The 25,499-nt window shown below is 64.8% G+C and carries 28 protein-coding genes and 1 tRNA gene; 16 read left to right on the top strand and 13 right to left on the bottom strand.

Annotation, left to right across the window (positions count from 1 at the left end; all coding sequences use genetic code 11):
• The 4 genes from ACUXVA_RS02775 (at position 1) to ACUXVA_RS02760 (ending at position 4,690) form a co-directional block, all read left to right on the top strand.
• Positions 1-1,497: an ATPase domain-containing protein gene (locus ACUXVA_RS02775; RefSeq protein WP_445490728.1), complete on the top strand. Its 1,497-nt coding sequence runs from the start codon at positions 1-3 to the stop codon at positions 1,495-1,497.
• Complete coding sequence (locus ACUXVA_RS02770; protein WP_445490726.1) at positions 1,494-3,548, top strand: ATP-binding protein; 2,055 nt, start codon at positions 1,494-1,496, stop codon at positions 3,546-3,548. The genes ACUXVA_RS02775 and ACUXVA_RS02770 overlap by 4 nt, the downstream gene beginning before the upstream one ends.
• Before the next feature lie 108 nt (positions 3,549-3,656).
• The gene (locus ACUXVA_RS02765; protein ID WP_265081685.1) at positions 3,657-3,905 is read left to right on the top strand and encodes a hypothetical protein; all 249 of its coding nucleotides are present in this window, start codon (positions 3,657-3,659) and stop codon (positions 3,903-3,905) included.
• A gap of 116 nt (positions 3,906-4,021) precedes the next feature.
• A complete protein-coding gene (locus ACUXVA_RS02760; protein WP_265081686.1) occupies positions 4,022-4,690 on the top strand; it encodes a hypothetical protein in 669 nt (222 codons plus the stop codon).
• Positions 4,691-4,693: 3 nt separating this feature from the next.
• On the opposite strand, the gene ACUXVA_RS02755 is transcribed toward ACUXVA_RS02760, so the two are convergent.
• On the bottom strand, positions 4,694-5,707 hold the full coding sequence (locus ACUXVA_RS02755; RefSeq protein WP_265081687.1) for an LLM class flavin-dependent oxidoreductase: 1,014 nt from the start codon (positions 5,705-5,707) through the stop codon (positions 4,694-4,696).
• Between the two features lie 206 nt (positions 5,708-5,913).
• Here ACUXVA_RS02755 and zigA point away from each other — a divergent pair, with 206 nt between their 5' ends.
• Positions 5,914-7,137 carry a zinc metallochaperone GTPase ZigA gene (gene zigA, locus ACUXVA_RS02750; RefSeq protein WP_445490723.1) on the top strand — a complete coding sequence of 408 codons (1,224 nt, stop codon included), beginning with the start codon at positions 5,914-5,916 and terminating at the stop codon, positions 7,135-7,137.
• Between the two features lie 25 nt (positions 7,138-7,162).
• Here zigA and ACUXVA_RS02745 read toward each other — a convergent pair whose 3' ends face one another.
• The 4 genes from ACUXVA_RS02745 to ACUXVA_RS02730 form a co-directional block, all read right to left on the bottom strand.
• Entirely contained in the window at positions 7,163-8,743 is a 1,581-nt protein-coding gene (locus ACUXVA_RS02745; protein WP_445490721.1) for a GMC family oxidoreductase, read from the bottom strand.
• A 155-nt stretch (positions 8,744-8,898) separates the two neighbouring features.
• Complete coding sequence (locus ACUXVA_RS02740) at positions 8,899-9,624, bottom strand: Crp/Fnr family transcriptional regulator (RefSeq protein WP_445493221.1); 726 nt, start codon at positions 9,622-9,624, stop codon at positions 8,899-8,901.
• 288 nt (positions 9,625-9,912) lie between these two features.
• Entirely contained in the window at positions 9,913-10,161 is a 249-nt protein-coding gene (locus ACUXVA_RS02735; RefSeq protein ID WP_265081690.1) for a hypothetical protein, read from the bottom strand.
• Positions 10,162-10,337: 176 nt separating this feature from the next.
• Positions 10,338-10,422, bottom strand: a tRNA-Leu gene (locus tag ACUXVA_RS02730).
• Between the two features lie 178 nt (positions 10,423-10,600).
• On the opposite strand from ACUXVA_RS02730, the gene ACUXVA_RS02725 reads away from it, so the two are divergent.
• Positions 10,601-11,146, top strand: a complete 546-nt coding sequence (locus ACUXVA_RS02725; protein WP_445490719.1) for a disulfide bond formation protein B — start codon at positions 10,601-10,603, stop codon at positions 11,144-11,146.
• An 8-nt stretch (positions 11,147-11,154) separates the two neighbouring features.
• Here the strand turns inward: ACUXVA_RS02725 and ACUXVA_RS02720 are convergent, their stop codons facing one another.
• A complete protein-coding gene (locus ACUXVA_RS02720) occupies positions 11,155-12,219 on the bottom strand; it encodes an AbrB family transcriptional regulator (RefSeq protein ID WP_265081692.1) in 1,065 nt (354 codons plus the stop codon).
• A gap of 130 nt (positions 12,220-12,349) precedes the next feature.
• Positions 12,350-12,616, bottom strand: a complete 267-nt coding sequence (locus tag ACUXVA_RS02715; RefSeq protein WP_265081693.1) for a PsiF family protein — start codon at positions 12,614-12,616, stop codon at positions 12,350-12,352.
• Between the two features lie 193 nt (positions 12,617-12,809).
• Between ACUXVA_RS02715 and ACUXVA_RS02710 the strand changes: the two genes are divergently transcribed.
• The 4 genes from ACUXVA_RS02710 to ACUXVA_RS02695 all read left to right on the top strand — a co-directional run bounded on the left by ACUXVA_RS02710 (position 12,810) and on the right by ACUXVA_RS02695 (position 15,296).
• A complete protein-coding gene (locus ACUXVA_RS02710) occupies positions 12,810-13,295 on the top strand; it encodes a hypothetical protein (RefSeq protein ID WP_265081694.1) in 486 nt (161 codons plus the stop codon).
• 59 nt (positions 13,296-13,354) lie between these two features.
• Positions 13,355-13,738 carry a CidA/LrgA family protein gene (locus tag ACUXVA_RS02705; protein ID WP_265081695.1) on the top strand — a complete coding sequence of 128 codons (384 nt, stop codon included), beginning with the start codon at positions 13,355-13,357 and terminating at the stop codon, positions 13,736-13,738.
• Entirely contained in the window at positions 13,735-14,463 is a 729-nt protein-coding gene (locus ACUXVA_RS02700; protein WP_265081696.1) for an LrgB family protein, read from the top strand. Before ACUXVA_RS02705 ends, ACUXVA_RS02700 begins: the two co-directional genes overlap by 4 nt.
• A gap of 143 nt (positions 14,464-14,606) precedes the next feature.
• Complete coding sequence (locus ACUXVA_RS02695; protein WP_265081697.1) at positions 14,607-15,296, top strand: DsbA family protein; 690 nt, start codon at positions 14,607-14,609, stop codon at positions 15,294-15,296.
• A gap of 59 nt (positions 15,297-15,355) precedes the next feature.
• Here ACUXVA_RS02695 and ACUXVA_RS02690 read toward each other — a convergent pair whose 3' ends face one another.
• The 5 genes from ACUXVA_RS02690 to ACUXVA_RS02670 all read right to left on the bottom strand — a co-directional run bounded on the left by ACUXVA_RS02690 (position 15,356) and on the right by ACUXVA_RS02670 (position 18,523).
• On the bottom strand, positions 15,356-15,562 hold the full coding sequence (locus ACUXVA_RS02690; protein WP_265081698.1) for a hypothetical protein: 207 nt from the start codon (positions 15,560-15,562) through the stop codon (positions 15,356-15,358).
• A gap of 53 nt (positions 15,563-15,615) precedes the next feature.
• Positions 15,616-16,428: a hypothetical protein gene (locus ACUXVA_RS02685; protein WP_445490714.1), complete on the bottom strand. Its 813-nt coding sequence runs from the start codon at positions 16,426-16,428 to the stop codon at positions 15,616-15,618.
• 74 nt (positions 16,429-16,502) lie between these two features.
• The gene (locus tag ACUXVA_RS02680; protein WP_265081699.1) at positions 16,503-17,807 is read right to left on the bottom strand and encodes a hypothetical protein; all 1,305 of its coding nucleotides are present in this window, start codon (positions 17,805-17,807) and stop codon (positions 16,503-16,505) included.
• A 135-nt stretch (positions 17,808-17,942) separates the two neighbouring features.
• The gene (locus ACUXVA_RS02675) at positions 17,943-18,359 is read right to left on the bottom strand and encodes a group III truncated hemoglobin (protein ID WP_265081700.1); all 417 of its coding nucleotides are present in this window, start codon (positions 18,357-18,359) and stop codon (positions 17,943-17,945) included.
• Positions 18,356-18,523 carry a hypothetical protein gene (locus tag ACUXVA_RS02670; RefSeq protein WP_265081701.1) on the bottom strand — a complete coding sequence of 56 codons (168 nt, stop codon included), beginning with the start codon at positions 18,521-18,523 and terminating at the stop codon, positions 18,356-18,358. The genes ACUXVA_RS02675 and ACUXVA_RS02670 overlap by 4 nt, the downstream gene beginning before the upstream one ends.
• A 99-nt stretch (positions 18,524-18,622) precedes the next feature.
• Here ACUXVA_RS02670 and ACUXVA_RS02665 point away from each other — a divergent pair, with 99 nt between their 5' ends.
• Positions 18,623-19,072: an RrF2 family transcriptional regulator gene (locus ACUXVA_RS02665; RefSeq protein WP_265081702.1), complete on the top strand. Its 450-nt coding sequence runs from the start codon at positions 18,623-18,625 to the stop codon at positions 19,070-19,072.
• Between the two features lie 86 nt (positions 19,073-19,158).
• On the opposite strand, the gene ACUXVA_RS02660 is transcribed toward ACUXVA_RS02665, so the two are convergent.
• Positions 19,159-19,782 (bottom strand): L,D-transpeptidase, encoded by a 624-nt coding sequence (locus ACUXVA_RS02660; RefSeq protein WP_445490711.1) that lies wholly within the window; start codon positions 19,780-19,782, stop codon positions 19,159-19,161.
• A 316-nt stretch (positions 19,783-20,098) separates the two neighbouring features.
• Between ACUXVA_RS02660 and ACUXVA_RS02655 the strand changes: the two genes are divergently transcribed.
• The 5 genes from ACUXVA_RS02655 to ACUXVA_RS02635 all read left to right on the top strand — a co-directional run bounded on the left by ACUXVA_RS02655 (position 20,099) and on the right by ACUXVA_RS02635 (position 25,486).
• A complete protein-coding gene (locus ACUXVA_RS02655; protein WP_265081704.1) occupies positions 20,099-20,485 on the top strand; it encodes a DUF2946 family protein in 387 nt (128 codons plus the stop codon).
• Positions 20,486-20,551: 66 nt separating this feature from the next.
• On the top strand, positions 20,552-22,747 hold the full coding sequence (locus ACUXVA_RS02650) for a TonB-dependent receptor family protein (protein WP_445490708.1): 2,196 nt from the start codon (positions 20,552-20,554) through the stop codon (positions 22,745-22,747).
• A 237-nt stretch (positions 22,748-22,984) separates the two neighbouring features.
• Positions 22,985-23,680: a GntR family transcriptional regulator gene (locus ACUXVA_RS02645; RefSeq protein ID WP_265081706.1), complete on the top strand. Its 696-nt coding sequence runs from the start codon at positions 22,985-22,987 to the stop codon at positions 23,678-23,680.
• Positions 23,677-24,573: a fumarylacetoacetate hydrolase family protein gene (locus ACUXVA_RS02640; RefSeq protein ID WP_265081707.1), complete on the top strand. Its 897-nt coding sequence runs from the start codon at positions 23,677-23,679 to the stop codon at positions 24,571-24,573. Before ACUXVA_RS02645 ends, ACUXVA_RS02640 begins: the two co-directional genes overlap by 4 nt.
• A 25-nt stretch (positions 24,574-24,598) precedes the next feature.
• Positions 24,599-25,486 (top strand): polysaccharide deacetylase family protein, encoded by an 888-nt coding sequence (locus ACUXVA_RS02635; RefSeq protein WP_265081708.1) that lies wholly within the window; start codon positions 24,599-24,601, stop codon positions 25,484-25,486.
• Positions 25,487-25,499 lie beyond the last annotated feature (13 nt).

Raw genomic sequence — 25,499 nt, 5'->3', positions numbered from 1 at the left:
ATGAGTTCTGAACTTGCACCCGAAGATCGGGCGAAAACCGGTATTTGGGGTCTGGATAATATCCTGTCCGGTGGTTTTACGCGCGGTCACCTGTTTCTCGTGGAAGGCGCGCCGGGCACCGGCAAGACCACTGTTGCTCTGCAGTTTCTCCTGGAGGGCGCCCGTACCGGGGAAAAATGCCTCTATATCACCCTGTCCGAGACCGATCCTGAGCTGCGCGACGGTGCGGCTTCACATGGCTGGACCCTCGGCGAAGGCATCGAGGTCTTCGAACTTCTGCCTCCCGAAAGCCTGCTGGATTCCGAGCAGCAGCAGAGCCTGCTGTATTCCTCGGACCTTGAGCTCGGGGAAACTACCAAGCAGATCTTCGAGGCGGTCGAACGCGTCAAGCCGAGCCGGGTCGTGCTCGACAGCCTGTCTGAAATCAGGCTGCTGGCGCAGAGCTCGCTGCGCTATCGCCGGCAGATCCTCTCCATCAAGCACTATTTCGCACGGTTCAACACCACGGTCATGCTGCTGGACGATCTCACCGCCGACGTGGCCGACAAGACCGTGCATAGCGTTGCCCATGGCGTTTTGCGCCTGGAGGAACTGGCGCCGTCCTATGGCGCCGAGCGCCGCCGCGCCCGCGTGATCAAGTATCGTGGCGTGAAATTCCGCGGCGGCTACCACGACGTCACCATTTCCACCGGCGGGTTGAACATCTTCCCAAGGTTGGTGGCCTCGGAATTCCGCAACAATCTGGCCCGCACAACGAAGTCATCCGGGATCGCCGAATTCGACCAGTTGCTCGGCGGCGGAGTCGAAACCGGATCGAGCACGCTGGTGCTGGGACCGGCCGGCACCGGCAAATCAATCGCCGCGATCGTCAACGTCGTGGCCGCGGTGAAGCGCGGAGAAAAGGCCGCGATGTTCGTGCTCGATGAGGAGCTTGGTCTGCTGTTCGATCGCATGAAAGGTCTTGGCATCGATCTCGCCGAGATGCAGCGAAGCGGAAAGCTGTTCGTGGAGCAGGTCGATGCGGCCGAACTGTCGCCCGGCGAATTCGCGCATCGCGTTCGCAAGCAGATCGACGACCATGATATCAAGACCGTGGTGATCGACAGTCTCAACGGTTATCAGGCTTCGATGCCTGAGGAGAACTCGCTGATCCTGCATATGCACGAGCTGCTGCAGTATCTGAATCGCCGTGGCGCTGCGACGTTCATGACGGTTGCGCAGCACGGTCTGGTGGGTGACATGAAGGCGCCGATCGACGTCACCTATCTGGCCGACACCGTGATCCTGCTGCGCTATTTCGAAGCGACAGGCAGCGTGCGGCGGGCGATTTCGGTGATCAAGAAGCGTACCGGCAATCACGAGACGACGATCCGCGAATACCGGATCGACCGCCGCGGCCTGACCATCGGGGCCCCGCTCAGCGAATTCCAGGGCGTGTTGCGCGGCGTCCCGATTTATGGCGGCGTCAGCCCGTTGCTGGAGGAGCAGGCCTCGTGAAGCCGGGCCTGTCCTCCGAACGCGCGGTCATTCTGGCCCCTACCGGCCGCGACGCTGCGGTGGCGGAGGCGCTGATCCGCGAGGCTGGTTTTTACGCGCAGGCCTGCGCGGATTTTACAGCTCTGGTGCAGGAGATCGAGGGCGGTGCAGGACTGGCGGTGATCGCCGACGAGGCGATCAAGACCGCCGATCTGCGCCGGCTGGTGACCTGGCTCCACGACCAGCCGTCATGGTCGGATTTCCCCATCGTATTGCTGACCCGGCAGGGCGGCGGCCCCGAACGCAACCCCGATGCGGCAAGGCTCGGACAGTTGCTCGGCAACGTCACCTTCATCGAGCGCCCGTTTCACCCCACCACTTTGGTGAGCATCGTTGGCTCGGCGGTGCGCGGGCGACGCCGGCAATACCAGACGCGCGCCATTCTCGAAGATCTCACCGAAAGCGAAGAGCTGCTGCAGACGGCGCTCAACGCCGGCCGGCTGGGCGCGCTGGAGCTGCATCTTCCGACGCTGGAACTCGAAGTTTCGGATGCCTGCAAGTCGTTCTTCGGACGAAAGGCGGGGCAGCCCTTCACTTTTGAGGACCTGCAGGCATCGATATATCCGGACGATCGCGAGCGCCGCCAGCAGGCCCTCGACCTGACCCTTGCCAATGGCAGCGACTACAATGTCGAGTATCGCAATATATGGCCGGACGGCACCGTGCATTGGGTGGAGACCCGCGCGCGGACCATTCGCGGCCCCGACGGCAAGGTCAAATCGCTGGTCGGCGTGTCCCTCGATATCACCGCACGAAAGACCGTCGACATCGAGCGGGAAACGCTGCTCGACCAGCTCGCAGCCGAACGCACGGCGCTGGCCGAACTCACCGCCACGCTGGAACAGCGCGTGGAGGAGCGCACGGCCGATCTGATGAAGGAAGTCGCGGCCCGCGAAAAGGCCCAGGAGCAGCCGCGCTGGGCGCAGAAGATGGAGACCATCGGCCAGCTCACCGGCGGCGTCGCGCATGACTTCAACAATCTGCTGATGGCCGTCATGGGCAATCTGGACTTGCTGCGCAAGCGCATCCCCGACGACCCGCGCATGCACCGGCTGATCGACGGCGCGATGCAGGGGGCCGAGCGCGGCGCGTCGCTGACCCAGCGGCTGCTGGCATTTGCGCGGCAGCAGGATCTCAAGGTGGTACCGGTCGATCTGGGCGCGCTGATCCGTGGCATGATCGATCTGCTTGAGCGTTCGCTCGGTCCCCGTGTTGCGCTGAATATCGATATCCCCGAGGGCCTGCCGCCGGCACGGATCGATGCCAACCAGCTGGAGCTTGCGATCCTCAATCTGGCAATCAACGCGCGCGACGCCATGCAGGATGGCGGGGCGATCGACATCAAGGTGTCCCGGCACGCGGTCAACAACGACCCCGCTTTGACACCCGGCGACTATCTGAAGGTGTCGGTGATCGACAACGGCAGCGGCATGTCGCCGGAGACGCTGAAAAAGGCGATTGAGCCGTTTTTCTCGACCAAGCCGCTGGGCAAGGGCACCGGCCTCGGCCTGTCGATGGTGCATGGCCTCGCGGTGCAACTCGGCGGCACCCTCGAACTCTGCAGCGTGGTGGGACGCGGTACGACGGCGACCCTGGTGTTGCCCGTCACCACCAAAGCCCCGGCATCCACCGGCGCAGGTCAGGTCACGCGCAACGCCGCGCGCTCGGCGGTGATCCTGTTCGTCGATGATGATCCGCTGATCGCCATGTCCACCACGGAGATGCTGGAAGATCTGGGTCACCGGGTCATCGGCGTCAATTCCGGCCGCCATGCGCTGGATATTTTACGCAGCGAACAACCGCTCGATCTGATGATGACCGATCACGTGATGCCGGGAATGACCGGCATCGAACTTGCCGCTGCCTCGCGGGAGGTGCGGCCGTCGCTGCCGATCCTGCTTGCGACCGGCTATGCGGAACTGCCTGAGGGCACGCAGCTCGATCTGCCGCGGCTGGCGAAGCCCTATCATCAGGACCAGTTGCGGGAGCGGCTCGATCAACTGCTGGGCTGACCCGAAGGGAACCCGCGATGCCGCGATTAATGGTTCGTTAACCAGGGCTGGATCAAGAATGGGCGGTTGAGAATCGCGCGGCGCGCAATTGGACACAGGGCGGTTGCCATGGATTTCGAAGCCTGTTTCGAGAAGACGCCAGCTACCATCGCAGAGATCAAGGCGCGGGTGGCCTTTGCCTTCGAGCGTCATCCGCTGTGCCGCAACGTCGAATTCGACATCGTCAGCACGCCGCGTGCCGCCAAAGGTGCCAACTGGACCATCAGCATGCAGTCCATCGCGCCGGACGCGCTGTGGGAAGCCTCCGATATCGTGGCCGATATCCAGGACGCCTATGTGCTTGAGTTGGCTGCCTAAGTTGGGTTTAGCCAATTCGGGCTCGGTCCGCCTCCGGACTGGCATGGTTAAGCCTCATTTATTCTCCATTTGTGAGGACGATCGACGATAGTTTCGTCGCTGCAGTGGAGACAGGCTTGACGCGAACACTGACCATTTGGGCCCTGGCTTGTGTCCTGCTGGCGGGCGGCGCGGTTGCCAGCATCCTTGGCCGCGACAGCGTGCCTTCCGCCCCGTTCGATACGTCGAATTCTGTGGCCGTGGCCCGTGGCCCGGTCTCGAACGCCCAGGGTAAGAAGGACAAGCTGCCAGTGGCCGCCGGACTGCTGGCGTCGGTCGAAACATCGCCATCCGATTCCCTGCAGATTGAATCGCTGCGGCAGGCATTTGCGTCGGAGAGCGCGGCTGTTGTCGCGCCGCCCGGAATCGCCGATCCCGGGATGATCCCGTCGCCAACGCCCGCCAAGCCGAAGCTGGCCGCCAAGCCGCCCGTGCAGAAGAACTATGCATTGCTCAGCGATGCGCAGATCGCCGCCATCAAGGGGCGCCTCAACCTGACCGCTTCTCAGCAGCAAAGCTGGCCGGCCGTCGAGGATGCGCTGCGAGCGATTGCGCGCAAGATCCACGACACAAAGCAGTCCAGGCCGGGCGCCAGCCTCCCGCCGATCGATCCGTCCAGCGCCGAAGTGCAGCAACTGAAATCGGCAGCGATGCCTTTGCTCTTTACGCTGCGCGAAGATCAGAAGCGCGAGGTTCGCTCGCTGGCCCGCATCATCGGCCTCGAACAGGTCGCGTCGCAGATCTGAGACTCAGGCGACGGCTTCTGCCAGCTGCCCTTGCTGACTGCTCTGTGTCGCAGCGATCAGCTCGTACGAATGCAGCCGCGCGCTGTGATCATAGACATCCGACACGATCATCAATTCGTCGGCGCCAGTTTCGGCGACCAGCGCTGCAATGCCTGCGCGCACGGTGTCGGGCGAGCCGACGATCGAGCGCCTCAGCATGCCCATCGCCTGCATCTTCTCGGCGGGCGACCAGTAGGTCTCGATGTCGTCGATCGGCGGCTGGCTGAGGCCGCGGGTGCCGCGGAACATGTTCACGAACGACATCTGCTGCGTCGTCGCCAGGCGCCTGGCTTCCTTGTCGGTGTCGGCGGCGATGATGTTGACGCCGACCATGGCGTAGGGGCGGTCGAGCTGCTCGGACGGCTTGAAGCGGGCGCGGTAGATCGCCAGCGCCTGCAGCAGCTGTTCCGGCGCGAAATGCGAGGCAAAGGCGTAGGGCAGGCCGAGCTCGGCGGCGAGCTGCGCGCCATAGGTGCTTGAGCCCAGAATCCACAGCGGCACGTCGGTGCCGCCGGCCGGCACGGCCTGGATGTTCTGGTTCGGCCCGACCGGGGCGAAGTAGGCCTGCAGCTCGAGCACGTCCTGCGGGAAGTTGTCCGAGCTCTGCAGCGACCGGCGTAAGGCCCGCATGGTCAACTGATCGGTGCCGGGCGCCCGTCCCAGGCCAAGGTCGATACGGCCGGGATACAGCCGTGCCAGGGTGCCGAACTGCTCGGCGATGACGATTGGAGCATGGTTGGGCAGCATGATGCCTCCGGCGCCGACGCGGATCGTCCGGGTGCCCGCCGCGATATGGCTGATCACGATGGACGTTGCGGCACTGGCGATTCCCGCCATGTTGTGATGCTCGGCCACCCAGAACCGTTTGTAGCCCCACTGCTCGGCGTGGCCGGCCAGGTCGCGCGCATTGTCCAGCGCGCCGCGGGCGTCGGTTTCCTGGGTGACACGGACAAGGTCGAGGATCGAAAGGGCGGCCATGGGCAAACTCCTGCAGGGCTCCTTTAACTGGGGGCACAGAAGCGGAATTGCCACGGGCGCAGAGCTGACACGCCGCAATGCCGGGCCCGGTTGAACTTGACAAAGCCACCGGAAGGATTGTTATGTTATAACATAACAAAAATTGGTGCCCATAGCTGCACGCAAGACCCGCCGGTTTCCGTCCCTCAAACGATTGTTCGATCTCGATGCAAAAACTCCCCGTCACTGTCTTGTCCGGCTTCCTCGGGGCTGGGAAGACCACTTTGCTGAACCATGTGCTGAACAACCGCCACGGCCTGAAGGTTGCGGTGATTGTGAACGACATGAGCGAGGTGAACATCGACGCCGACCTCATTCGCGATGGCGATGCGAAGCTGTCACGCTCGAATGAGAAACTGGTCGAGATGACCAACGGCTGCATCTGCTGCACCCTGCGCGACGACCTGCTGCGCGAGGTCCGCATGCTCACCGAGGACGGTCGTTACGACTATCTGCTGATCGAATCGACCGGCATCGCCGAACCGCTGCCGGTCGCCGCCACGTTCGATTTCCGCGACGAGAACGGCGACAGCCTGTCGGACGTCGCACAGCTCGACACCATGGTGACGGTGGTCGATGCGGTGAACCTGCTGAAGGACTATTCCTCGACGGATTTCCTGCAGGATCGCGGCGAGTCGCTGGAGGGCGACCGGCGCACGCTGGTGGATCTGCTGGTCGAGCAGATCGAATTTGCCGACGTGGTGGTGCTGAACAAGGTGAGCGACGCCACGCCGATGCAGCGCGACAACGCACTAAAAATCATCCGCGCGCTCAATCCCGATGCCGACATCGTCGAGGCGGATCTTGCCAAGGTGCCGTTCGACCGCGTGCTCGACACAGGCCGCTTCGATTTCGAAAAGGCCCAGCAGCATCCGCTCTGGTACAAGGAACTGTACGGCTTCGCCGACCACACGCCCGAGACCGAAGAGTATGGCGTGCAGAATTTCGTCTATCGCGCACGGCGGCCTTTCGATCCCGCGAAATTCCAGCAGTTTCTGCGTGAGACCTGGGTCGGCGTAATCCGCAGCAAGGGACATTTCTGGCTGGCGACACGGCCGCAATGGGTCGGCGAACTCAGCCAGGCCGGCGCCATCGTGCGCAGCGAGGGCATGGGATTCTGGTGGGCCAATGTGCCGAGCGACCGCTGGCCCGACGATCCCTATTGGCGACAGTCGCTGAAAAAGAACTGGAACGAGATCTACGGCGACCGTCGGCAGGAGATCGTATTCATCGGCACCGACATGGATGAAGCCGACATTCGCAGCCGGCTCGACGCCTGCCTGGTGTCGGGCAAGCCCGGTATGGACGTCGCGGCCTGGGCCAATCTGTTCGACCCGTTTCCGGCCTGGAAGCGGGCCGAAGATATGGCCAGCCCGCGCGCCGCGGAATGAACCGATCTGAGGCTCGTCGTCCGACCTAACTCGCCAAGGCCGGGACCGCCCCGGCCGTGGTCTTGCGCTTCATCATCCGTGCGATGTGCTCGCCAATCACGACGGTCGTCAGATGGGTGTTGGCGCGGCAATCGGACGGCATGATCGAGGCATCGGCGACGCGCAGGCCCTTGAGCCCCTTCACGGTGCCGTCGGGATTGACCACGCCATTGTCGTCGTCGAAGGCGGTCATGCGGCAGGTGCCGGCGGCATGCTGGATGTCGCCGGTGTCGCGGCACAGCAGCGCGTCAAGTTCGTGATCCGGCAGCGCCGCCGCTTGCGGCAGGGTCAGGTCGGTGTCGGTGAGGCGGATCCAGTCGGCGATCCCGGCCAGCGCCGGCTGCACGGTCAGCACCGCCAGCCGCTTTACCGCATCGCGCATCCGCAGGATATCGCGAGGGTCGGCGAGCATGTTCTCCTCGACGATCGGATCGATCGACGGATCGATCGACGCCAACGTCAGGGCACCGCGCGAAAATGCATTGAACAGGCCGGTGCCGATGGCGCCGGGCTTGCCGATGCCGCGATGGTTGAAGGCGATCAGGATCATGTCGCGCTTGCCGCCGCCGGCGAGGCCGGAAGAATAGGTCACGCAGCAGTTGGTGTGGCGGGTATCGGGATCGACCGGGCGGATGTCCTCGCGCAGCTGGATCGTCGTGCGGAACAGCGGATGATCGAAGAAGTTTCTGCCGACCGGGAGGTCGCGCGCGACCGCGATGCCCATGGCTTTCAGCTCGTCGGCGGGGCCGATGCCCGAACGCAGCAGGATCGCCGGGCTGTGAATAGCGCCAGCACACAGCACGATCTCGCGCGCGTCGATCTTCATCGTGCCCTGGCCTTCGATATGGACCACAACACCGGTGGTCTGGCCGTCCTTGATCACCAGCCGGTCGACCAGCGCCTTGCCGCGGATTTCGAGATTGGCACGGCCGCGCGCCGGTTCGAGATAGCCTTCGTTGGTGGATATGCGTCGCAGGTTACGGCTGTTGATGGGATAGCAGGCGGCCCCCTCGCCGTCGGGGCCGTTGACATCGGCGCACCATGGATAGCCCGCTGCCAGCGCGGCGTCGCGCAAGCCGCTGTCGATCGGACCCCATCTGTCTGCGGGCGCGCGATAGACCGGCAGCGGTCCGCCGCGGCCGTGGCCCGGGCTGTCGCCGAATTCCTCGTCGTCCTCGATCACAGAGAATAGCGGCATGACGTCTTTCGCCGCCCAGCCGGTGCAACCCAGCGCCGCCCATTCGTCGAAGGCGTCGGCGACGCCGCGAATGGCGATCTGGCCATTCATCATGGACGAGCCGCCGAGCCCCTTGCCGCGCCAGTAGAAATGCGCGTTCTGGCCGGCGACGCGACGGCTCAACAGGTTGGGCCACTGCCACTTTTCCTGATACTCACGGTTGTGGATGATCGGAATCGGGTTGGGTGTGGTGACCTCCCACGGCGCCTCGCTCGCACGCCAGTCGAGTCCGGCTTCAAGCAGTAGCACGCGCGTTGCGGGGTCTTCCGACAGGCGGGCGGCAAGGGCAGCGCCGGCAGACCCGCCGCCGACGACAATGACATCATACATAGGGTGGGTTCTCACGTTATGGCGAAGGCCCGGGAAGATCGGCGCGCACGTTCAGACGGCCGATCTGACAGCATCCATATCCATTTCTACCGCGTGGGGCATCCCCGCGCGGGTGCATGCCAGCCTCCGCGGCGAAGCCGGCCGGACCACGGCGGTCACAACGGCGGTCGCTTGAGATGCAGATAGGACGGGTCGAAATCGGCGAGGCCGACGAGCCGGTCCCAATGATGAATCACGATCTCGCCGTGACGAAAGTCGACCGAGCCGGTGTCCCGCAGCTCCGATAGCGTGCGGTTGACCGTAGCCAGCGACATGCCGAGCGTTTCGCCCAATTGCCCCAGGGTTATCGGAGTCTGGCACACCTCGTTGTCCGTGAGACCGGAGGCGCGGGACCGGTAGTAAAGCTCGCAGAACAGATGGGCCATGCGACGTTGCGGGGGGCGGGCACTGTTGTTCGTGATCGCCTCTCGGAAGATGGCGGCATCGATCAACGTCTCGCGCCAAATGGCAAATGCCAGCGACGGGCGACGGTCGAAGGCCGCCACCAGGTCCTTGTGTGGGATGGAAGCTACGCTCGCCGTGCCGATTGCGCAGACGGTATGGTCCATCTGCTCAACAAAAAGCGCTTGGGAGTCCGGCATGTCCCCGGGCATATGGAAGGATAGATATTGGCGTCGTCCATCCGGTAGCAAGTGGTAGCGCGCCAGAACGCCCCTCACCACCAAAGCGGAAGCCTTGGGGCGATCGCCCTGGCGCACGAAATCCTCTCCGAGACCAAGCTCGCGAACCGTGATGCTGAATGCGCGGATCTCGTTCACATCTTCCTTGTGAAGATGAGAGTGCTCTTTCAACTTGCTGATGAGCAGCGCGTGGGGGTCGATGTTCGCCTCCTTTGGAAGCAGGGCATCGATACCGGAACCGGATATCGAGCGCTTCTTGATCGCAAGGGATAGCACATCGACGGCCGGAAGGCCGTAGAAAGCTCGGTCAGCCGCTTAGGCCGACGTCGCCTCACGGCCGGTCGGCCCTATACGGAGGGCGGCTTGAGGCTGCTGGCGATCCAGCGCGCCGCGACCTCGGCGGAATCGCGACAATCGGGCCCGCTGCACTCATACTGAACGCCTGAGGCTGTTCGTTGTCGCTTCATTGGCAGGCCGCAGGACGGGCATTTAGGAGTGGGCAGGAGATCGGTCATCGTTCGCCTCCCGTTCGGTCAGCAACCGGATGCGGCGTTTGGCCTCGCGCATGCCGACCAGACACAGGCCCAATTCCCGCGCGCGCTTGCGAATAACGTTTTCTCGTCGGTTCAACGCGGCTGTCGCCCGCAGCAGCGTTGCTCCCGTCTTGGCGAGGCACCGAAGCTCCTCATCCTCGCTTTCAGACCACTTTCGACAAAGTGGCGGACGCTTGAAGGTCATGACTTGCAACTCCTGCCGAATGGGGCATCCGATCGAAGCAGATAGGCAAGGTGCCCGCCGCCTCAAATGAGACGGTCGCGAAGGTCACGTCGTGGAGAGATTTGCGTTGCTCGATATCGAAATCGCCGCCGCGCGGTCGACCGATTTGCTGACCCGGTTCGTAACTTTACCGGGAATGGTGCCCCTGGCCGGAATCGAACCAGCACTCCTTGCGGAACTCGATTTTGAGTCGAGCGCGTCTACCAATTCCGCCACAGGGGCCATCGCCACCGCCGGCTGGCCGGGGTCGCGAAGCGGGCGGAATATAGCGGTCGCGCAGTGGGGGTCAACCTGCGGGGTGGCCAAAACGCTCCGGAGTGATCGGAAGTGCGATCGGGGTCGCCTCGACAAGGACCGGGGCACGGGATAGGACGCGCTCAGACACCGGAGCGTCGCGACCATGGCCACCACGTTGAACCGGCCGGCATCCCATGCCGAGCCCATTGCACCCACCCCGGCGCTGCGGGCCGCACTCGCCATCGCCGTCATCGCTGCGGCGACCCTGGCCGGGGCGTGGTTCTTCCGGCTGGTGCTCGGCATCGTGCCCTGTCCGCTGTGCCTCGAACAGCGCTATGCCTATTATCTCGCGGTGCCGCTGGCCGCTCTGGTGGCGACTGCCGCCGCACGGGGTGCGCCGCGCGCGGTGCTGGTGGGCGGCATGTTGCTGCTGGCACTGGCCGCGCTCGGCAATGCCGGGCTCGGCGCCTACCATGCCGGCGTCGAATGGGGCTGGTGGCAGGGGCCGACCGACTGCACCGGGCCGGTCGGCAATCTCGGCAGTGCCGGCAGCCTGCTGGAGCGGCTCAACACGGTCAAGGTGATCCGCTGCGACGAGGTGCAATGGCGCTTTCTCGGCCTGTCGCTGGCCGGCTACAACGTGCTGATCTCGCTGCTGATGGCGGCGATCGCTTTGTGGGGTATCGAGCGGACGGCGCGGCGCGCCTGATCGTCCGTTCAGTCGTCCATGTCGTCCTGCGCCTTGCCGAACAGGTGCACGATGCCGGGCGTGACGATCGACACGTAGATGAAGCGCGACAGGTGATGCGCGCCGACGAAGACGGGATCGATGTGCAGGGTCAGCGCCAGCGCCAGCATGGCGTCCATGGCGCCTGGCGCGAACGCCACCACCACGTCGGAGGGCTTGACCTGGGTGGTCAGGACGATGGCAAGCACGAATACCCCGGAAATGGCGATGGCCACGGCAAACGATCCCAGGGCGGCGTTGATATGGCTGAGAATGGTGCGCGGCCGGATCTTGCCGAAGCGTGACCCGATCAGCGTGCCGATCCCGACCAGCGCGGCGATATAGGCCCATTGCGGCAGCGTGCCCTCGACCAAGCCGGCGCCGTGCAGCACCGATGACGCCATCATCGCGCCGAACATCCAGCTGGCAGGGAAATTGATCCAGCGCATCAGCAGCGACACCGCGACCGCCGCGACCGCCAGCTCGGCCAGCGCCAGCGCGGTGGCGGGCTCGCCGCGCGACGGCAAAGGACCGTGGCCCATCAAGCCGGTGGCAGCGAGCAGCAGCGGCACGGCGCCGGTGAGGATGATGACCCGGAAAATCTGCACGACGGCGATCCCGGCCACGTCGGCCTTGCGCTCGGTGGCCAGCATGACGATCTGCGACAGCGCGCCGGGGCTGCCCGCCAGCAGCGCCGAGGTGCGGTCCCAGCCATGGAAGCGTTGCAGGTAGTGGCTGCTGCCGAAGGTGGAGCAGAATGTTGCCAGTGCCAGCAGGCCGATGGTCAGCGGATAGGCGCTGAGGTTCTTGACCATGGTTGGCGACACCATCGATCCCAGCGACATGCCGAGGGTCATCAGGATGATGTGAGCCATCGGCTGCGGCAGTCCGACCGGACGGCCGGAGATGCCCAGCGTCGCCACGGCGATCATCGCACCGGAGATCAGCCCGCCCGGCAGTTCGGCCAGATAGAACAGCGCCGCGCCAGTTGCGCCTGCCGCCAGCGTTTCGAGCACGCTGCGGATGTCCGATCGGCTGGGAAGGGTGAACTGCATCGATGCCGGGCTGCCGTCGGGCCCAGGGCGAGCCCGTTCGCCTTATGGCAAAGTCCGGCAGGCCGGGCAATCGCGGTCCGGCCATCGCCGCCATGCGCGGCGGAGGCCCTCGGCCTCCGCCGCTTCAGGCCTAGTTGGGCTTGGCGCTGTTCTTCTTGCATTCGGAGCGGAATTTTCGGCGCTCGGTGCCATGCAGGCCCTTGGCGTCGGCCTGCTTGGAGCATTCCAGCGAGGCTTCCGTGCGCGGTTTCTCGGCCTTCTTCTCGGCAGGCGCCATCTTATCGGCCGGGGCCGATTTCGTCATGGGTGACGGCGCCGGCGTTTGCGCAAAGGCCGAGCCGGCCAGCAGCAGGGAAACGATGGCGGTTGCGGCGGCACGCGAAGAGAATCTCATCATGGCAAAACCTCGGGGTTGCAGAGGCGCGGACCGTCGCGCCGGTCGCCTGAACGGCGGGTGAATGAATCGGGCTCGCTTGCGTCAGCGTGATCGAATTATTTTTCGGGCGACGTTGGTCACGGCGTTGCCCACCGGAAACCCTGCGCTAGGATACCGTTCGACAGGCTGCGGCCGTCAAAAGGGAGATGCAACGATGAAACGCCATGCCAGACTTTTCACTGCGCTTGCATTGTCGGGAGCTGCGATGGCCGCGGCGGCGATGCCCGCGCAGGCGCTGACCATGTCCGAATGTTCGGCGAAATACAAAGCGGCGCAGACCGCCGGGACGCTGAACGGCCAGAAATGGAATGACTTCCGCAAGGCCGAATGCGCATCCGACGCCGCGGCAACGCCGGCTGCGACTCCGGCCGCGCCAAAGGCGGCGGAGGCCAAGCCGGCCGCTGCGCCGAAGCCCGCAGCAACACCGGCCGCCGCGCCGGCCGCGACAGGGCCGGCCACCTTCCCGACCGCCGTGGATGCGAAATACGCCAAGGAAACCGCCGGCAAGGCCCGCATGCATACCTGCGTCGACCAGTACAATGCCAACAAGGCGACCAACGCCAATGGCGGCCTGAAATGGATCCAGAAGGGCGGTGGTTATTACAGCGAATGCACCAAGAAGCTGAAGCCCGCCGCCTGATCGACAATTGCCCGGCCGCGGGTGATAGGTGATAACGGAATCACACCCGCGGAGAGCCCATGATTGCGAGTCTGTCGCTGATTCTGTTGTGCCAGCTGGCCGGCGAGATCGTGGTCCGTGGGCTGGCATGGCCGGTGCCGGGTCCGGTGCTTGGGCTGTTGTTGCTGCTGGTCCTGTTGCTGGCGCGCGATCGCTTCAGGCCGCTGGCGATAGGACCGTTGTGCGACCAGGGTGTTGAGCAGGCTTCAAAGGGACTGCTGGCGCACCTGTCGCTGCTGTTCGTGCCGGCTGGCGTCGGCGTGGTGCAGAAACTTGATCTGATTGCAGAGTATGGCATCGCCGTCATGGCCATCCTCGCGGTCTCCGTGGTGATCACGCTGCTGGTGACCGTGGGCACCTTTCTGCTGGCCAGCCGGCTGCTGGCGCGGCGGACCGCGCCATGAATGCCGCCAATCCATTTTCGCTATGGGTGTATCTGTCGCAGTCGCCACTGCTGTGGTTGACGGTCACGTTGCTGGTCTATGCCGCTACCGATGCGTTTTCGCTGAGGACAGGTCGGAATCCGTTTGCCAATCCGGTGTTGCACGCCATGTGGATTATCGCCGCATTCCTGCTGCTCACCGGCACGTCCTACACTACTTATTTCGGCGGTGCGCAGTTCGTGCACTTCCTGCTCGGGCCGGCCACAGTGGCGCTGGCCGTGCCGCTGTACGAGAACCGCAAGATCGTGGTCTCGGCCATCCTGCCCATGCTGGCGGCGCTGGTGGCCGGCTGCGTCACCGCGATCGTGTCGATTGTGCTGCTGGCCGAGGCCGTCGGTCTGCCGCGCAACGTGGTCCTGTCGCTGGCGCCGAAATCGGTGACCGCCGGCGTGGCCATGGGAATCAGTGAATCCCTCGGCGCCGATCCGTCGCTGACCGCGGTGGCGGTGATCTTCACCGGCATCATCGGCGCCATCGTCGTGACCCCGCTGATGAATCGCATGGGCATCACCGATTTTCGCGCCCGCGGCTTTGCCGTCGGGCTGGCCTCTCATGGTATCGGCACCGCGCGTGCCTTCCAGGTCGATGCCATCGCCGGTGTGTTCGCCGGCATCGCCATGAGCTTGAACGCACTGGTGACGTCACTGCTGGTGCCGCTCGCCGTCACATTGCTGGTGCGCGGGTGAACACGGCGACCGCGCCCGGCGGCGCGCTTTGTGATGCGCCCGAACGCCGTTTCGCGTCTATCATTATCCCCGTGACGCTCTATATGTTGGCCCGCAACAGACATGTCACGTGAGCGCCGTGTCGCGTCCTCCGGAGATCCATCATGACCGACCGCCTCAATCCCGCCCTTGTGTTGTCCGGTGCAGCGACGCCGACACGGCGCGGCGCGCTCGGCCTGCTCGGTGCCGGGGCGTTGCTGTTGGGGATCGACGGCGCGCCGGTGGCGGCACTCGGCAAGGATGGCGACGAGACCGTGCTGAATGAGGCAGCGGTGCTGCGCGATCCCGACATCCCGGTCGCCGGCAATGCCAAGGGCGATATCACCATCGTCGAATTCTTCGACTACCAGTGCCCGTATTGCCGCAAGCTCGAACCGGCCCTGCGCGGGGCTGTAACGGACGACGGCAAGGTCAAGCTGGTGTTCAAGGACTGGCCGATCCTCGGCCCGGTGTCGGTCTATGCCTCGCGGCTGGCGCTGGCGACCAAGTTTCAGGACAAGTTCGTCGAGGCGCACGACGCGTTGATCTCCCTCGACGTCAAGCTCACCGAGTCCGGCGTTCGCGAGCGCCTCGCCGGTGCCGGAATCGATGTCGATCGCGCCCTGCGCGACATGGAGACCAACAAGGCGATCATTGATGCTGTTCTGAAGCGCACCGACGCGCAGGCAACTGCATTCGGCTTCGGCGGCACTCCGGCCTTCATCATCGGCAAGTTTCGCGTGCCGGGCGCGCTGACGAAGGAGCAGTTCGGCCAGGCCATCGCCGATGCGCGCAAGGCGAACGCAAAGAAGTAGCGGACACGCAAAAGCGCGCTCATCCCGTGACGAGCGCGCTCTCGGTAAATCCGGCAGTGTTAGTTAGACGTCAGCTTGACCCAGTCGCTCTTGGTGCGCACCTTCAGTGCTTCCCAGTTGGTCTCGGCGACATCCCAGTTGACGATGGTCCGGCGCTCCTGCGCCACCTGGCCATTCGCGACGCTGGACGTCGACATCGAATCGTAGATGTAGACGCCGAGGGTGAGAAACAGTGCACCCAAAATCATTCCCAGAAACATCCGCATGGCAAATCCTCCATTGACCGCATCAACGTGGTTCCGCCGGGATAGTTCCTGAGTCAGGAACGCGTCTTTGCCGCAGGGGGTGACGAAGCCGCCGGTACGGGAGCGGCTGGCGGTGTGGCATCCACTCCCGCCGTCACGATGTTGAGCGTCTTCAGCTCATCTGGCCGGAAGATGAACAACCGGTCCTTTGGCGTTTCCATGGCGTGCACCCAGGCTTGCAGGTTGATGCCCATGTCGCCGAGGTAGCGCTGGCAGCGTGCCGAGATGCGCTGCGCATCGCTCATGTCGTCGCGCGGCGCCGCCGGATCGGAGGGGCTCATGGCGAATACCTGGTGCACGCCGATGGCGGCCTTGTCGCCAGCACGGCGTTCGACGCCGCCGAAGAACACCAGCGGGCAGCTCGATGCGCAGTATTTGCCGGCCTCGACCTCGGTGGCGAGTTTCCTGTCGCGGATCAGCCGGCCCATGGCCAGCGCGTCGCCAACGGAGCCGCCCGGCGAGTTCAGTACCACGGTCTTCACATAGTCGCCGCGCCGGGCGATTTCGGCAGCGAAGGCTTCCGATACCCCGGGCGTGATGGTGCCGGTGGCCATCAACTTGCCGCCGCCGATCAGTTCGAAGCTCATCGGCTTGCGCAGCGCGCCGTCCGGCTGCGGCAGCGGTGCGAGGCGGCGGTCGCCGCCGGGCAACCATGGCGCGAGGATCGCCGGCATAGCCGGCAGTCCGAAGCCCGGGGCGTTCTCGCGCACCTCTGCGGGTGTCAGTGCGATGTCGTCGCTCTTCAGCAGCCCGTTCATGGTGGCGAGATCGAGCGCCAGCACAGCGATGGTCGCGGCCGCGACGCCACGAAAGATGAAGCGCAGCATGGCCTCGTCGGGATTGTCGCCGAGCCATGCGTGAAAGCGTTGCTGCAGGGGGAGGGCGCGGATGCCATGGCGGGTTACTTCGGGCCGCGCGCCGACGACAGCGGCGTGACGTTCTCGTCGTTCGTCGCCGCGGGCGCCGTTGCATCATCCGGTGCGGTCTCGCCAGGCACCGCCCGTCGCGCGGTCTCGATTTCGCGCGCCATCTGCAAGGCGGACAGCAATTCGCCGGCGGTCATGGTGGAGGCGCTGGCCACCGGCAGGCCCTCGCGACGGATCGCGGCGTGGACCACGCAGAGGATCAGCACCAGCACGGCCGGCATCAGGTCGATGGAGATGGCGCCGGCCCAGCTCGGGATGAAGTCGCCAGCATAGCGCAGCACGGCTTCGGCCGGCGACATGGCCTGGAAGCGACCGGGCTCGACCCGCGGGGTCTGCAGGATCTTGTCGGCTGCATCGGACAATGACGCGGCCTGTGCGGCGATCGAACCCTCGACCTTGCTGACCACCGCCGTCTGCCGGTCGGCAAGGTCGCCGCTTCGGCCGCCTGCTGCCGGCGCGATGAAGCCCGACGACAACGAGACCGAAGCGCGTTTCACCGCGGGGGCAACCGAGGTCTGCTGCAGGTTGGCGATCACCCCCATCAGCGCCAGCGACTCCGTCGCGAAAGCGTCGCTGCGGCTGGCGATCGGGCCGCGGTCGGAAATCAGCTCGCGCATTTTCGCGAGATGCTTGCCGCCCTGTTCGAACAGCGCGGTGACGCGCTTGCCGGAGGCCTGGACCTCCTGGCCCAGCGCATCGAGTTGCCCGGACATCTGGGTGAGAAGCTGCACCACGGTGCCGGAGCCGGAGGTGCCGGTCAGCGAGCCCGCGCGCTCGGCGTCGGCCAGCTTGGCGAAGCGCGCGGAGGCCAGCTGGATGTCCGGCAGAAGGCCCTGCGCGGCAATGGCATTGGTATTGGCGGTGTCGAGATCGCGGGTGTAGTTCTGCACGGTAATCGCCAGATGCTGCTGGATCGCGGCGGCGCCGGCCAGAGCCGAGGCGTTGAGCCACGACGACATCGCCACGATCATCAGCGAGCCCAGCAGCATGCAACCGAACATCAGGTTGCGGCCGCTGCGACTGACCACATGCGGCATGAACTGCATCAGGAACACCCAGAAGGCGTAGATGCCGACGGACACCGCGACGGAATAGATCACCGCGGCGAAGAACACCGTGGTCGGACTGCCGTTGAGCAATTCGCGGACGCCGAGATAGGTGTAGACACCGGCGGCCAGCGCCAGGATCGCGGTGGTCAGCTTCAGCGTGCCCTCGAGGCGCGCGACGCCCCTCGACAGTTGCAAGGAAGGCGAGGGGGCAGGAGCAGTTGATGGGGGCATGGTCGGTCCCGATGCTGATCGAATGGAACTGAGCGCGCCCCCGCAACTCACTAAACCGTTCAGCTATCGGGAAAAATCGACCGGATTATGTCGCCCGCCTTCGCCGCTTGATGCAGTTGTCGGGGGCGACGAAGATCATGCCGTGGGCTGCGGCGGCCATGGGCGGTCTGGGCGATAGAACAACGCCAGCTTCAGGCTCTCGGCGATGCGCTCGGCCTTTTCCCTGAATGCGGCGGTGACGGCCGCATCGAACATCTCGCGGCAGGTCTCGTCGAACAGCACCAGCCAGCGGGCGAACAGCTCAGGTTTCATGCTGGGCACCGCCGCGTGCTTCATCACCGGATTGCCCTTGTAGCAGCCTGAGGTCAGCATCACCGACGACCAGAACGCATACATCTTGTCGAGATGCGGCTGCCAGTCGTCACCGGGGATGACGGCCGCGAATACCGGTCCAAGCTCGGCGTCGGCGCGTACCTTCACGTAGAAGGCATCGACCAGCTGCCGGATGCCGTCCTCCGAGACGTGGTGCAGCCTGTCGTTCACCGCGCTCATATGACGAATGCGGCGATCGTCACGCCGACCACGGTCCAGATCAGCGAATTGACCAGCATCCGCACCAAGTCGTTGTGATCGTGTAGCCCGAGCGCGTTGCAGGCGATGGTGCCAGGCCACAGGAACGGGCGGGCAATAGTGTCACTGAGTGCGGCTTTGGTCATGAAACGCTCCCGTCGTGAACGACGAACCTCATATAGATCGCGGCTTGCCTAAAAGCAATATTTAAAATACTTCTTTAAACGGAGCCCAGGAGACCAGCCATGCGCCTTACCATCTACTCGGACTACGCCTTGCGCATGCTGATGTATCTGGCGCTGAAGCCGGACCAGCTTTCGACCATTGCCGACATCGCGGCGAGCTATGACATCTCGGAAAACCACCTGATGAAGGTGGCGCACCAGCTCGGCGTCGGCGGCTTTGTCGAGACGGTGCGCGGCCGCGGCGGCGGGTTGCGGCTGGCCAGGCCGGTCGGCGCGATCGTGCTCGCCGAGGTGGTGCGCTACACTGAGCCGGATATGGCGATCGTGCAGTGTTTCAAGCCGCTCGACGCGCCCTGCGCGATCCGGCCGTCCTGCGTGCTGCGACGCGCGCTGGAAAAGGCCCGCGATGCCTTCATGGCGGTGCTCGAAGAGTACACGCTGGCCGATCTGGTGCAGCCGCGGCAGCGCCTTGCCGGCCTGCTCGGCATCTCGCACGACGCCCGAGGCTAGCTCAGCGGTTTGTTGAACGCCTTCGCCGGACCATCGATCAACACGCGTCCTCGCGGCGATCGCTGGCAATCACGCTATATCGGCGTTCAGGACTCGGCGGCGCGGCCGCCCTGGATCACCACGACGCGGGCGCCGTTCTTGACCCGGCTGTAGAGGTCGACGATGTCCTGGTTCATCAGCCGGATGCAGCCGCTGGAGACGGCGTGGCCGATGGTTTCCGGTTCAGTCGTGCCATGGATCCGGAACATGGTGTCGCGGTCGCCCTGGTAGAGATACATGGCGCGCGGGCCGAGCGGATTGTCGATGCCGCCGCTCATGCCGCCTGCCATCTTGCGGTAGCGTGCCGGCTCGCGGTTCATCATGTTCTCGGTTGGGCTCCAGTGCGGCCATTCCGCCTTGCGTTTGATGGTGGCATTGCCGGCGAAGGCGAGGCCGGCCTTGCCGACGCCGATGCCGTAACGCATGGCGCGGCCGTTGCCCTCGACCAGATAGAGGTGGCGCGCGGCGGTGTCGACGACAATGGTGCCGGCGGGTTCCCGGGTGCGATACTCGACCGGCTGGCGCAGCATCGCAGGGTCGATCTCGCTGACGTCGATGGCAGGCAGCTCATGGCCGCCGTCGCTCATCGCGGCGTAACTTGCCGAAGCGCCGCCGGCAAGATTGTTCAGCCCGCCGCTGCTCGCGCAACCGGCCAGCGATGCCGAGACCATCAAAAGCGCCAGCAAGCGCAACCCACGAGATCCGCCCAAACCCGTCATCAAAGTTCCCTTGTCGTGCCTTTCGCGCGCCGAAACGCGCAATCCATTGCTCCGCTTCGGTTGGGGCCTGGAGCCTGATTTAGGAAGTGACATTCGCGTTAGTCGCGCGCTGCCGGAGCAGTTTGCGTGGCGCTGTGGTGATCGGGCCACATCATCGGCCGGAGGACGCGGCATGTTGGCGGCCTTTGCCGAATTGTTGGACGAGTCGCAATGGAACCGGCTTTGACAGCATGAGCTGCCGTGATATTCCAAAGTTGGGGAGCTGATCTTGAAACACCTTTCGCGCAAACGCATCGTTGGCGCCGTGGCATCGTTTGTCGCGGCCTATGCGCTTGTGCTGAACGTCATGCTGTCCAGCATGCTGCTGGCGTCGTTGTCGCCGGTGGCTGCCGCCGCCGGTTTCGAGATCTGTGCCAACAATCCCGACCTTGCCGCCGCTCATGACGACGCCGGGAAATCCACCGGCAAGGCGGTCGTGCATTGCCCGCTTTGTGTCGGCAACCACCATGCGGCTGGGGCGCTGCCGCCCACCGGCCCGTCCTTCGCCGTGCGGGTCGCCGTCGCGTCGCCGCCGGCCTTCACGCCGGGTGGCAGCGTCGCCACCCGCGCGGCCACCTCCAGCCACCAGGCCCGTGCGCCACCGCGCCTGAGCTGACGACCGGGCCGGGATCATCCCCGGCGCATTCAACATCATCGTCAATTCAGTTCGCTGGAGTCATCCATGTCATCCGTTGTCACGCGGCTGCGCAGCATCATGCTCGCGTCTGCCGCCATGCTCGTATCGCTGTCCGCGCAGGCGCAAACAGCTTCGCAATCCGCGCTTCCGCCGGTCACCATCGATGCCCCGCAGCAGAAGCGCGCCGTCGCCCCGCGCCCGCCGCGCAATGCTGCCGTGGCACCCTCAAGCCGCGCCTCGCGCCGGGCGGCCGTGGTCGTCACGCAGCCCGATGCGCCCGGCGTGCCGGGTTCGCTGACGGTCCTGACCGCGCAGCAGGCGCTGCGCGAGATCCAGCAGACCCCCGGAGGGGTGGCGCTGGTCACGGCCGATGCGTGGAAGAACTCCACTGTCGGTAACAGCATCAAGGACATCCTCGACTACGTGCCCGGCGTGTTCGCGCAGCCCAAGTGGGGCGATGACACCCGCCTGTCGATTCGCGGCTCCAGCCTGTCGCGCAACTTCCATCTGCGCGGCGTCCAGCCGTATATGGATGGTATCCCCATCAACACCGCCGACGGCTACGGTGATTTCCAGGAGATCGATCCCTCGGCCTATAAATACGTCGAGGTCTACAAGGGCGGCAACGCGCTGCGCTTCGGCGCCAATTCGCTGGGCGGCGCGATCAATTTCGTCACGCCCACCGGCCGCGATCCGTTCCCCAACGGCGCCTCGCTGGATTTCGGCGCGTTCGGCTATCGCCGGCTGCAGGCCAATGCCGGCGGCGCCAACGGTCCGTGGGATGGCTACATCACCGCCTCGAACCAGGAGGCCTCCGGTTTTCGCGACCATAGCGACGGCCATTCGACCCGCGTCAGCGGCAATGTCGGCTACCAGTTCTCGCCGGACGCCGAGACCCGCTTCTATCTCAATGCCAACGAGGTGCGGCAGCGAATTCCCGGCAGTGTCACCAAGCAGTCGGCGCTGACCTCGCCGACCACGGCGGCCGCCGGCAATGTCACGCTCGACCAGCAGCGCAACATCGACACCGTCAGGCTGGCCAACAAGACCACCCTGCGCTTCGACGACACCACGGTGGAATTCGGCGCCTTCGGCGTCGACCGTCACCTGATGCACCCGATCTTCCAGTGGCTTGACTATCACTACCAGGACTACGGCGGCTTCGCCAAAGCCACCGACGACCGCAATATCGGTGGCTTCCGCAACGTTCTGGTCGCCGGCGTCAACGTCATCAACGGCCGGATCGACAACAAGCAATATGTCAATGTCGGCGGCCAGAAGGGTGCGCTGGCCTCGTCGTCGATCGACAGTTCGAAGAACACCTCGGTCTATGTCGAGGATTCCTTCTACTTCCTGCCGACGGTGGCGGCCGTAGCCGGCACCCAGTTCCTCTATGCGACGCGCAACCGCCAGGATCGTTTCCTGAGCGATGGCGACCAGTCCGGCTCGACCAGCTTCAGCCTGTGGAGTCCGAAGGGCGGGCTGCTGTGGAACATCGATCCCACCTGGCAGGCCTATGGCAACGTCTCGCGCAGCGCCGAGGTGCCAAGCTTCGGCGAGAGCGCATCGGGCCCGGGCATCCCGACAATCCCCTTCACCAGTATCCGGCCGCAGACCGCGACAACCTATGAAATAGGCACCCGCGGCAAGCGCCCTGATCTGACCTGGGAGCTCGGTTTCTATCGCGCCAATATCCGCAACGAGCTGCAATGCCTGTACAGCGCGTCCGGCAACTGCAACGTGACCAATGCCGATCGCACGATCCACCAGGGCATCGAGGCCGGCGTCGGTGCAGCGCTCTTCAAGGGACTGTTCGACACCGGCCCGGCACCCGACAAGCTGTGGCTGAACCTCGCCTATACGCTGAACGACTTCCGCTTCGATAATGATGTGCTTTACGGCAACAACGTCCTGCCCGGCGCGCCGCGGCATTATCTGCGTGCCGAACTGCTCTACAAGCATGCCAACGGATTCTACATGGGCCCCAATCTCGAATGGGTGCCGGAATCCTATTATGTCGACAGCGCCAATACGCTGAAGACCGAGCCCTACGCCCTGCTGGGCCTCAAGGCCGGCATCGACAATGGTGGACCGGTGTCGGCCTATATCGAGGCCCGCAACATCACCAACAAGGCCTACATCGCTTCGGCCTCGATCCTCGACAAGGCGACTGCCAGTTCGGCCCTGTTCGAGCCCGGCACCGGCCGCGCGGTCTATGCGGGGATGAAGTACCGGTGGTGACGGCGTCTCCGCGGTAGGCGCATCGACTACCACGAGGCGGCGCATGCGCGCCGCCTCGTGCGCTTCCCGGCGCCCTGCGACACAGCGAGACCGTTGACGAGGCGCCGCACGGCCCGGATCGGTGCGACGCCAGATCGCACCGGCCGTTGCTATCCATCTGCGATATGCTGCATATGCGAACAAGCAAGCAGATGAAATATATTGGACACTTAAATTTTGTATACATATACAAAATTCATGAACCAGCGTCCGATCGCCGCCCGGCCCTATCTGCGGGATGAAGTCTATGCCGCCCTCAAGCTGCTGCTGAGCGCGCGGGCGGTCGGCATCGATGTGCCGGTACGGGTGCGCGAGGAAGAACTGGCGGCGGAGCTCGGCGTCAGCCGGACGCCGGTGCGCGAGGCGATGCGCCGGCTGGAGCAGGAGGGACTGGTGTCGTTCCGGCCGCGCCGCGGCGCACGGCTGATGCCGACCTCGCTGCCGGAATATCTGGAGTGGCTGTCGATCCGCGAAATGCTCGAGGGGCTCGCGGCGCGTGAGGTTGCCGCCAACGGTGCAGCGGATGTCGCCGGCCGGCTGCGTGCGGTGTTCGCCGGCTTCGACGAAGCCGGGGCGCTGGCGCGGCCGGCGGAATACGCCGAGGCCAACACGGCCTTTCACGCGCTGCTGATCCGCGAGAGCGGCAATTCGCTGCTCGACAAGACCTGGCAATCCTTCGGGCACCTGAAAATGTCCGGCTTGCGCTTCATTGAGCGTCTGAACCGCGGCGCGCAATCGTTTCACGAGCACTACGGCATCATCGACGCGATCGCGGCGCGCAATCCCGATCGGGCCGAGATGCTGGCGCGGTCCCATGTCCGCCTGTTGCGCGATCAGGCGAATGCCTCGCTCACCGACTTTGACAACCTCAAGCAAAACGGAAAATCCGAATGATCTTTTTGACCTTTGCTGCCGCGGACGGATCGCATCTCGGTCTGCTCACCGGCGATGATGTACTTGACCTCACCGCGGCCTGGCCAAAGTCCGGCGCAGTTGTCGCGCCGCACCATGTCGGCGAGCTCGCCGAGGCCGGTGAGCCCGGGCTGGCGATCGTCCGCGATCTCGCCGCCGGCAAGCCGACCGGACTGCTGGCGCGCGGGTCACTGAAGCTGCTGGCGCCGATCCCGCGGCCGAAGAAGAACGTATTCTGCGTCGGACGGAACTACAAGGAGCATATCGACGAGGGCATGCGCGCCCAGGGCAAGGCGCCGGCGCCGCTGCCTGTGGTGCCGGAGATCTTCACCAAGCCGCCGACCGCGGTGATCGCCGACGGCGACAGCATTCCGCAGCACGCCAATGTCACCGAACAGCTGGATTACGAGGTCGAGCTTGCCGTGATCGTCGGGCGGGGCGGCAGCAACATTGCAGCGAAGGATGCCTTCGATCACGTGTTCGGCTACTCGATCATCAACGACATCACCGGCCGCGACATGCAGCGCCGCTACGGACAATGGTTCAAGGGCAAGGGCCTCGATCGCTCCTGTCCGTTCGGGCCGGTGGTCGTCCACGTATCGGCGCTGCCGAATGTCGGCGATCTCCGCATCAGCAGCACCGTCAATGGCGAGCTGCGCCAGGACAGCCGCACCAGCCGGATGATCTTCCCGATCCCGGAGATCTTCGAGCACCTGTCGCGTGGCATGACGCTGGAGCCCGGCGATGTGATCGCCACGGGCACGCCGTCCGGCGTCGGCTATGCGATGACGCCGCCGCGTTTCCTGGTCAAGGGCGACAAGGTCACCGCCGAAATCGAAGGCATCGGCATTCTGCACAACGACATCGTCGCCTGAGCGCGCGCAATAACGGACCTATGTCATGAGTGAATCCACCTCCATCCGCGTCCGCCGCGCCGGACCCGATTTCCGCTGGCCCAACGGCGCGCGCATCGGCATCGTATTCAATCTCGCCTACGAGGCCTGGTCCCCCGGCAAGGCGCCGGGCATCGGCCCCATGGGCAATGTGCTGCAACCCGGTTTCTTCGATACCAACGCGCATTCCTGGGCCAGCTACGGCGCGGTGCGCGGCATCCAGCGCCTGATCCGCATCGCGGCGGCGAACGGCGTGCGTACCAGCATCATGGTCAACGGCGTACTGGCCGAAACCCATCCCGGCGTGCTCAAGGAACTGCACGCCGCCGGCCACGAGATCGTCGTACATTCCTACGGCATGGATGTCATCCCGGTGTATTTCGACGAGGCCGGCGAGGTCGCCAATATCCGTCGCACCACCGACCTGATCAGCGCCGTCACCGGCGAGAAACCGCGCGGCTGGATCAGCCCACGCGGCACCGGCAGCCCGATCAGCGCGCGCCTGCTGGCGCAGGAAGGCTACGTCTGGTTCGGCGATTGCAACGACGACGACCTGCCGTCGATCATCGAGCACGGCGGCGCGCGGATCGTCGGCATTCCGCTCACCATGGACGTCAACGATCTGCCGCACAGCATCCGCTACGGAAATGCGCCGGCCGCATTGGTCGAACAGTTCAAGGCGATCCTCGACAATGCCCCGCGCGCCGATGCCGCGCCGTTCATGCTCGATGTCACCGCGCATACCCATGTCTATGGGCGTCCGGCCGGAGCCTGGGCCTATGACGCGATGATCAAGCTGGCCAAGGCCCGTGACGACGTCTGGATCGGCACCCGCATGGAGATTGCCGAATACGCGCTGGCACAGGAGCAAACCTTCACCGACCAGGCGATCTGACCAGAGGCGCGAA

Source organism: Rhodopseudomonas sp. RCAM05734, assembly GCF_052658035.1.
Note: the sequence above shows the minus strand (reverse complement) of the source record. Positions and strands in the feature narration are given on the sequence as shown.

Bases quoted from the DNA above. Each gene is read 5' to 3' on its own strand.
- ACUXVA_RS02745 (WP_445490721.1), bottom strand. From the start codon at position 8,743: ATGTATGATGTCATTGTCGTCGGCGGCGGGTCTGCCGGCGCTGCCCTT.
- ACUXVA_RS02680 (WP_265081699.1), bottom strand. From the start codon at position 17,807: ATGCCCCCATCAACTGCTCCTGCCCCCTCGCCTTCCTTGCAACTGTCG.
- ACUXVA_RS02715 (WP_265081693.1), bottom strand. From the start codon at position 12,616: ATGATGAGATTCTCTTCGCGTGCCGCCGCAACCGCCATCGTTTCCCTG.
- ACUXVA_RS02640 (WP_265081707.1), top strand. From the start codon at position 23,677: ATGATCTTTTTGACCTTTGCTGCCGCGGACGGATCGCATCTCGGTCTG.
- ACUXVA_RS02695 (WP_265081697.1), top strand. From the start codon at position 14,607: ATGACCGACCGCCTCAATCCCGCCCTTGTGTTGTCCGGTGCAGCGACG.
- ACUXVA_RS02675 (WP_265081700.1), bottom strand. From the start codon at position 18,359: ATGAGCGCGGTGAACGACAGGCTGCACCACGTCTCGGAGGACGGCATC.
- ACUXVA_RS02645 (WP_265081706.1), top strand. From the start codon at position 22,985: ATGAACCAGCGTCCGATCGCCGCCCGGCCCTATCTGCGGGATGAAGTC.
- ACUXVA_RS02765 (WP_265081685.1), top strand. From the start codon at position 3,657: ATGGATTTCGAAGCCTGTTTCGAGAAGACGCCAGCTACCATCGCAGAG.
- ACUXVA_RS02670 (WP_265081701.1), bottom strand. From the start codon at position 18,523: ATGACCAAAGCCGCACTCAGTGACACTATTGCCCGCCCGTTCCTGTGG.
- ACUXVA_RS02705 (WP_265081695.1), top strand. From the start codon at position 13,355: ATGATTGCGAGTCTGTCGCTGATTCTGTTGTGCCAGCTGGCCGGCGAG.
- ACUXVA_RS02755 (WP_265081687.1), bottom strand. From the start codon at position 5,707: ATGGCCGCCCTTTCGATCCTCGACCTTGTCCGTGTCACCCAGGAAACC.
- ACUXVA_RS02700 (WP_265081696.1), top strand. From the start codon at position 13,735: ATGAATGCCGCCAATCCATTTTCGCTATGGGTGTATCTGTCGCAGTCG.
- ACUXVA_RS02720 (WP_265081692.1), bottom strand. From the start codon at position 12,219: ATGCAGTTCACCCTTCCCAGCCGATCGGACATCCGCAGCGTGCTCGAA.
- ACUXVA_RS02735 (WP_265081690.1), bottom strand. From the start codon at position 10,161: ATGACCTTCAAGCGTCCGCCACTTTGTCGAAAGTGGTCTGAAAGCGAG.
- ACUXVA_RS02665 (WP_265081702.1), top strand. From the start codon at position 18,623: ATGCGCCTTACCATCTACTCGGACTACGCCTTGCGCATGCTGATGTAT.
- ACUXVA_RS02660 (WP_445490711.1), bottom strand. From the start codon at position 19,782: ATGGTCTCGGCATCGCTGGCCGGTTGCGCGAGCAGCGGCGGGCTGAAC.
- ACUXVA_RS02635 (WP_265081708.1), top strand. From the start codon at position 24,599: ATGAGTGAATCCACCTCCATCCGCGTCCGCCGCGCCGGACCCGATTTC.
- ACUXVA_RS02710 (WP_265081694.1), top strand. From the start codon at position 12,810: ATGAAACGCCATGCCAGACTTTTCACTGCGCTTGCATTGTCGGGAGCT.
- ACUXVA_RS02650 (WP_445490708.1), top strand. From the start codon at position 20,552: ATGTCATCCGTTGTCACGCGGCTGCGCAGCATCATGCTCGCGTCTGCC.
- ACUXVA_RS02725 (WP_445490719.1), top strand. From the start codon at position 10,601: ATGGCCACCACGTTGAACCGGCCGGCATCCCATGCCGAGCCCATTGCA.
- ACUXVA_RS02775 (WP_445490728.1), top strand. From the start codon at position 1: ATGAGTTCTGAACTTGCACCCGAAGATCGGGCGAAAACCGGTATTTGG.
- ACUXVA_RS02685 (WP_445490714.1), bottom strand. From the start codon at position 16,428: ATGCTGCGCTTCATCTTTCGTGGCGTCGCGGCCGCGACCATCGCTGTG.
- ACUXVA_RS02690 (WP_265081698.1), bottom strand. From the start codon at position 15,562: ATGCGGATGTTTCTGGGAATGATTTTGGGTGCACTGTTTCTCACCCTC.
- zigA (WP_445490723.1), top strand. From the start codon at position 5,914: ATGCAAAAACTCCCCGTCACTGTCTTGTCCGGCTTCCTCGGGGCTGGG.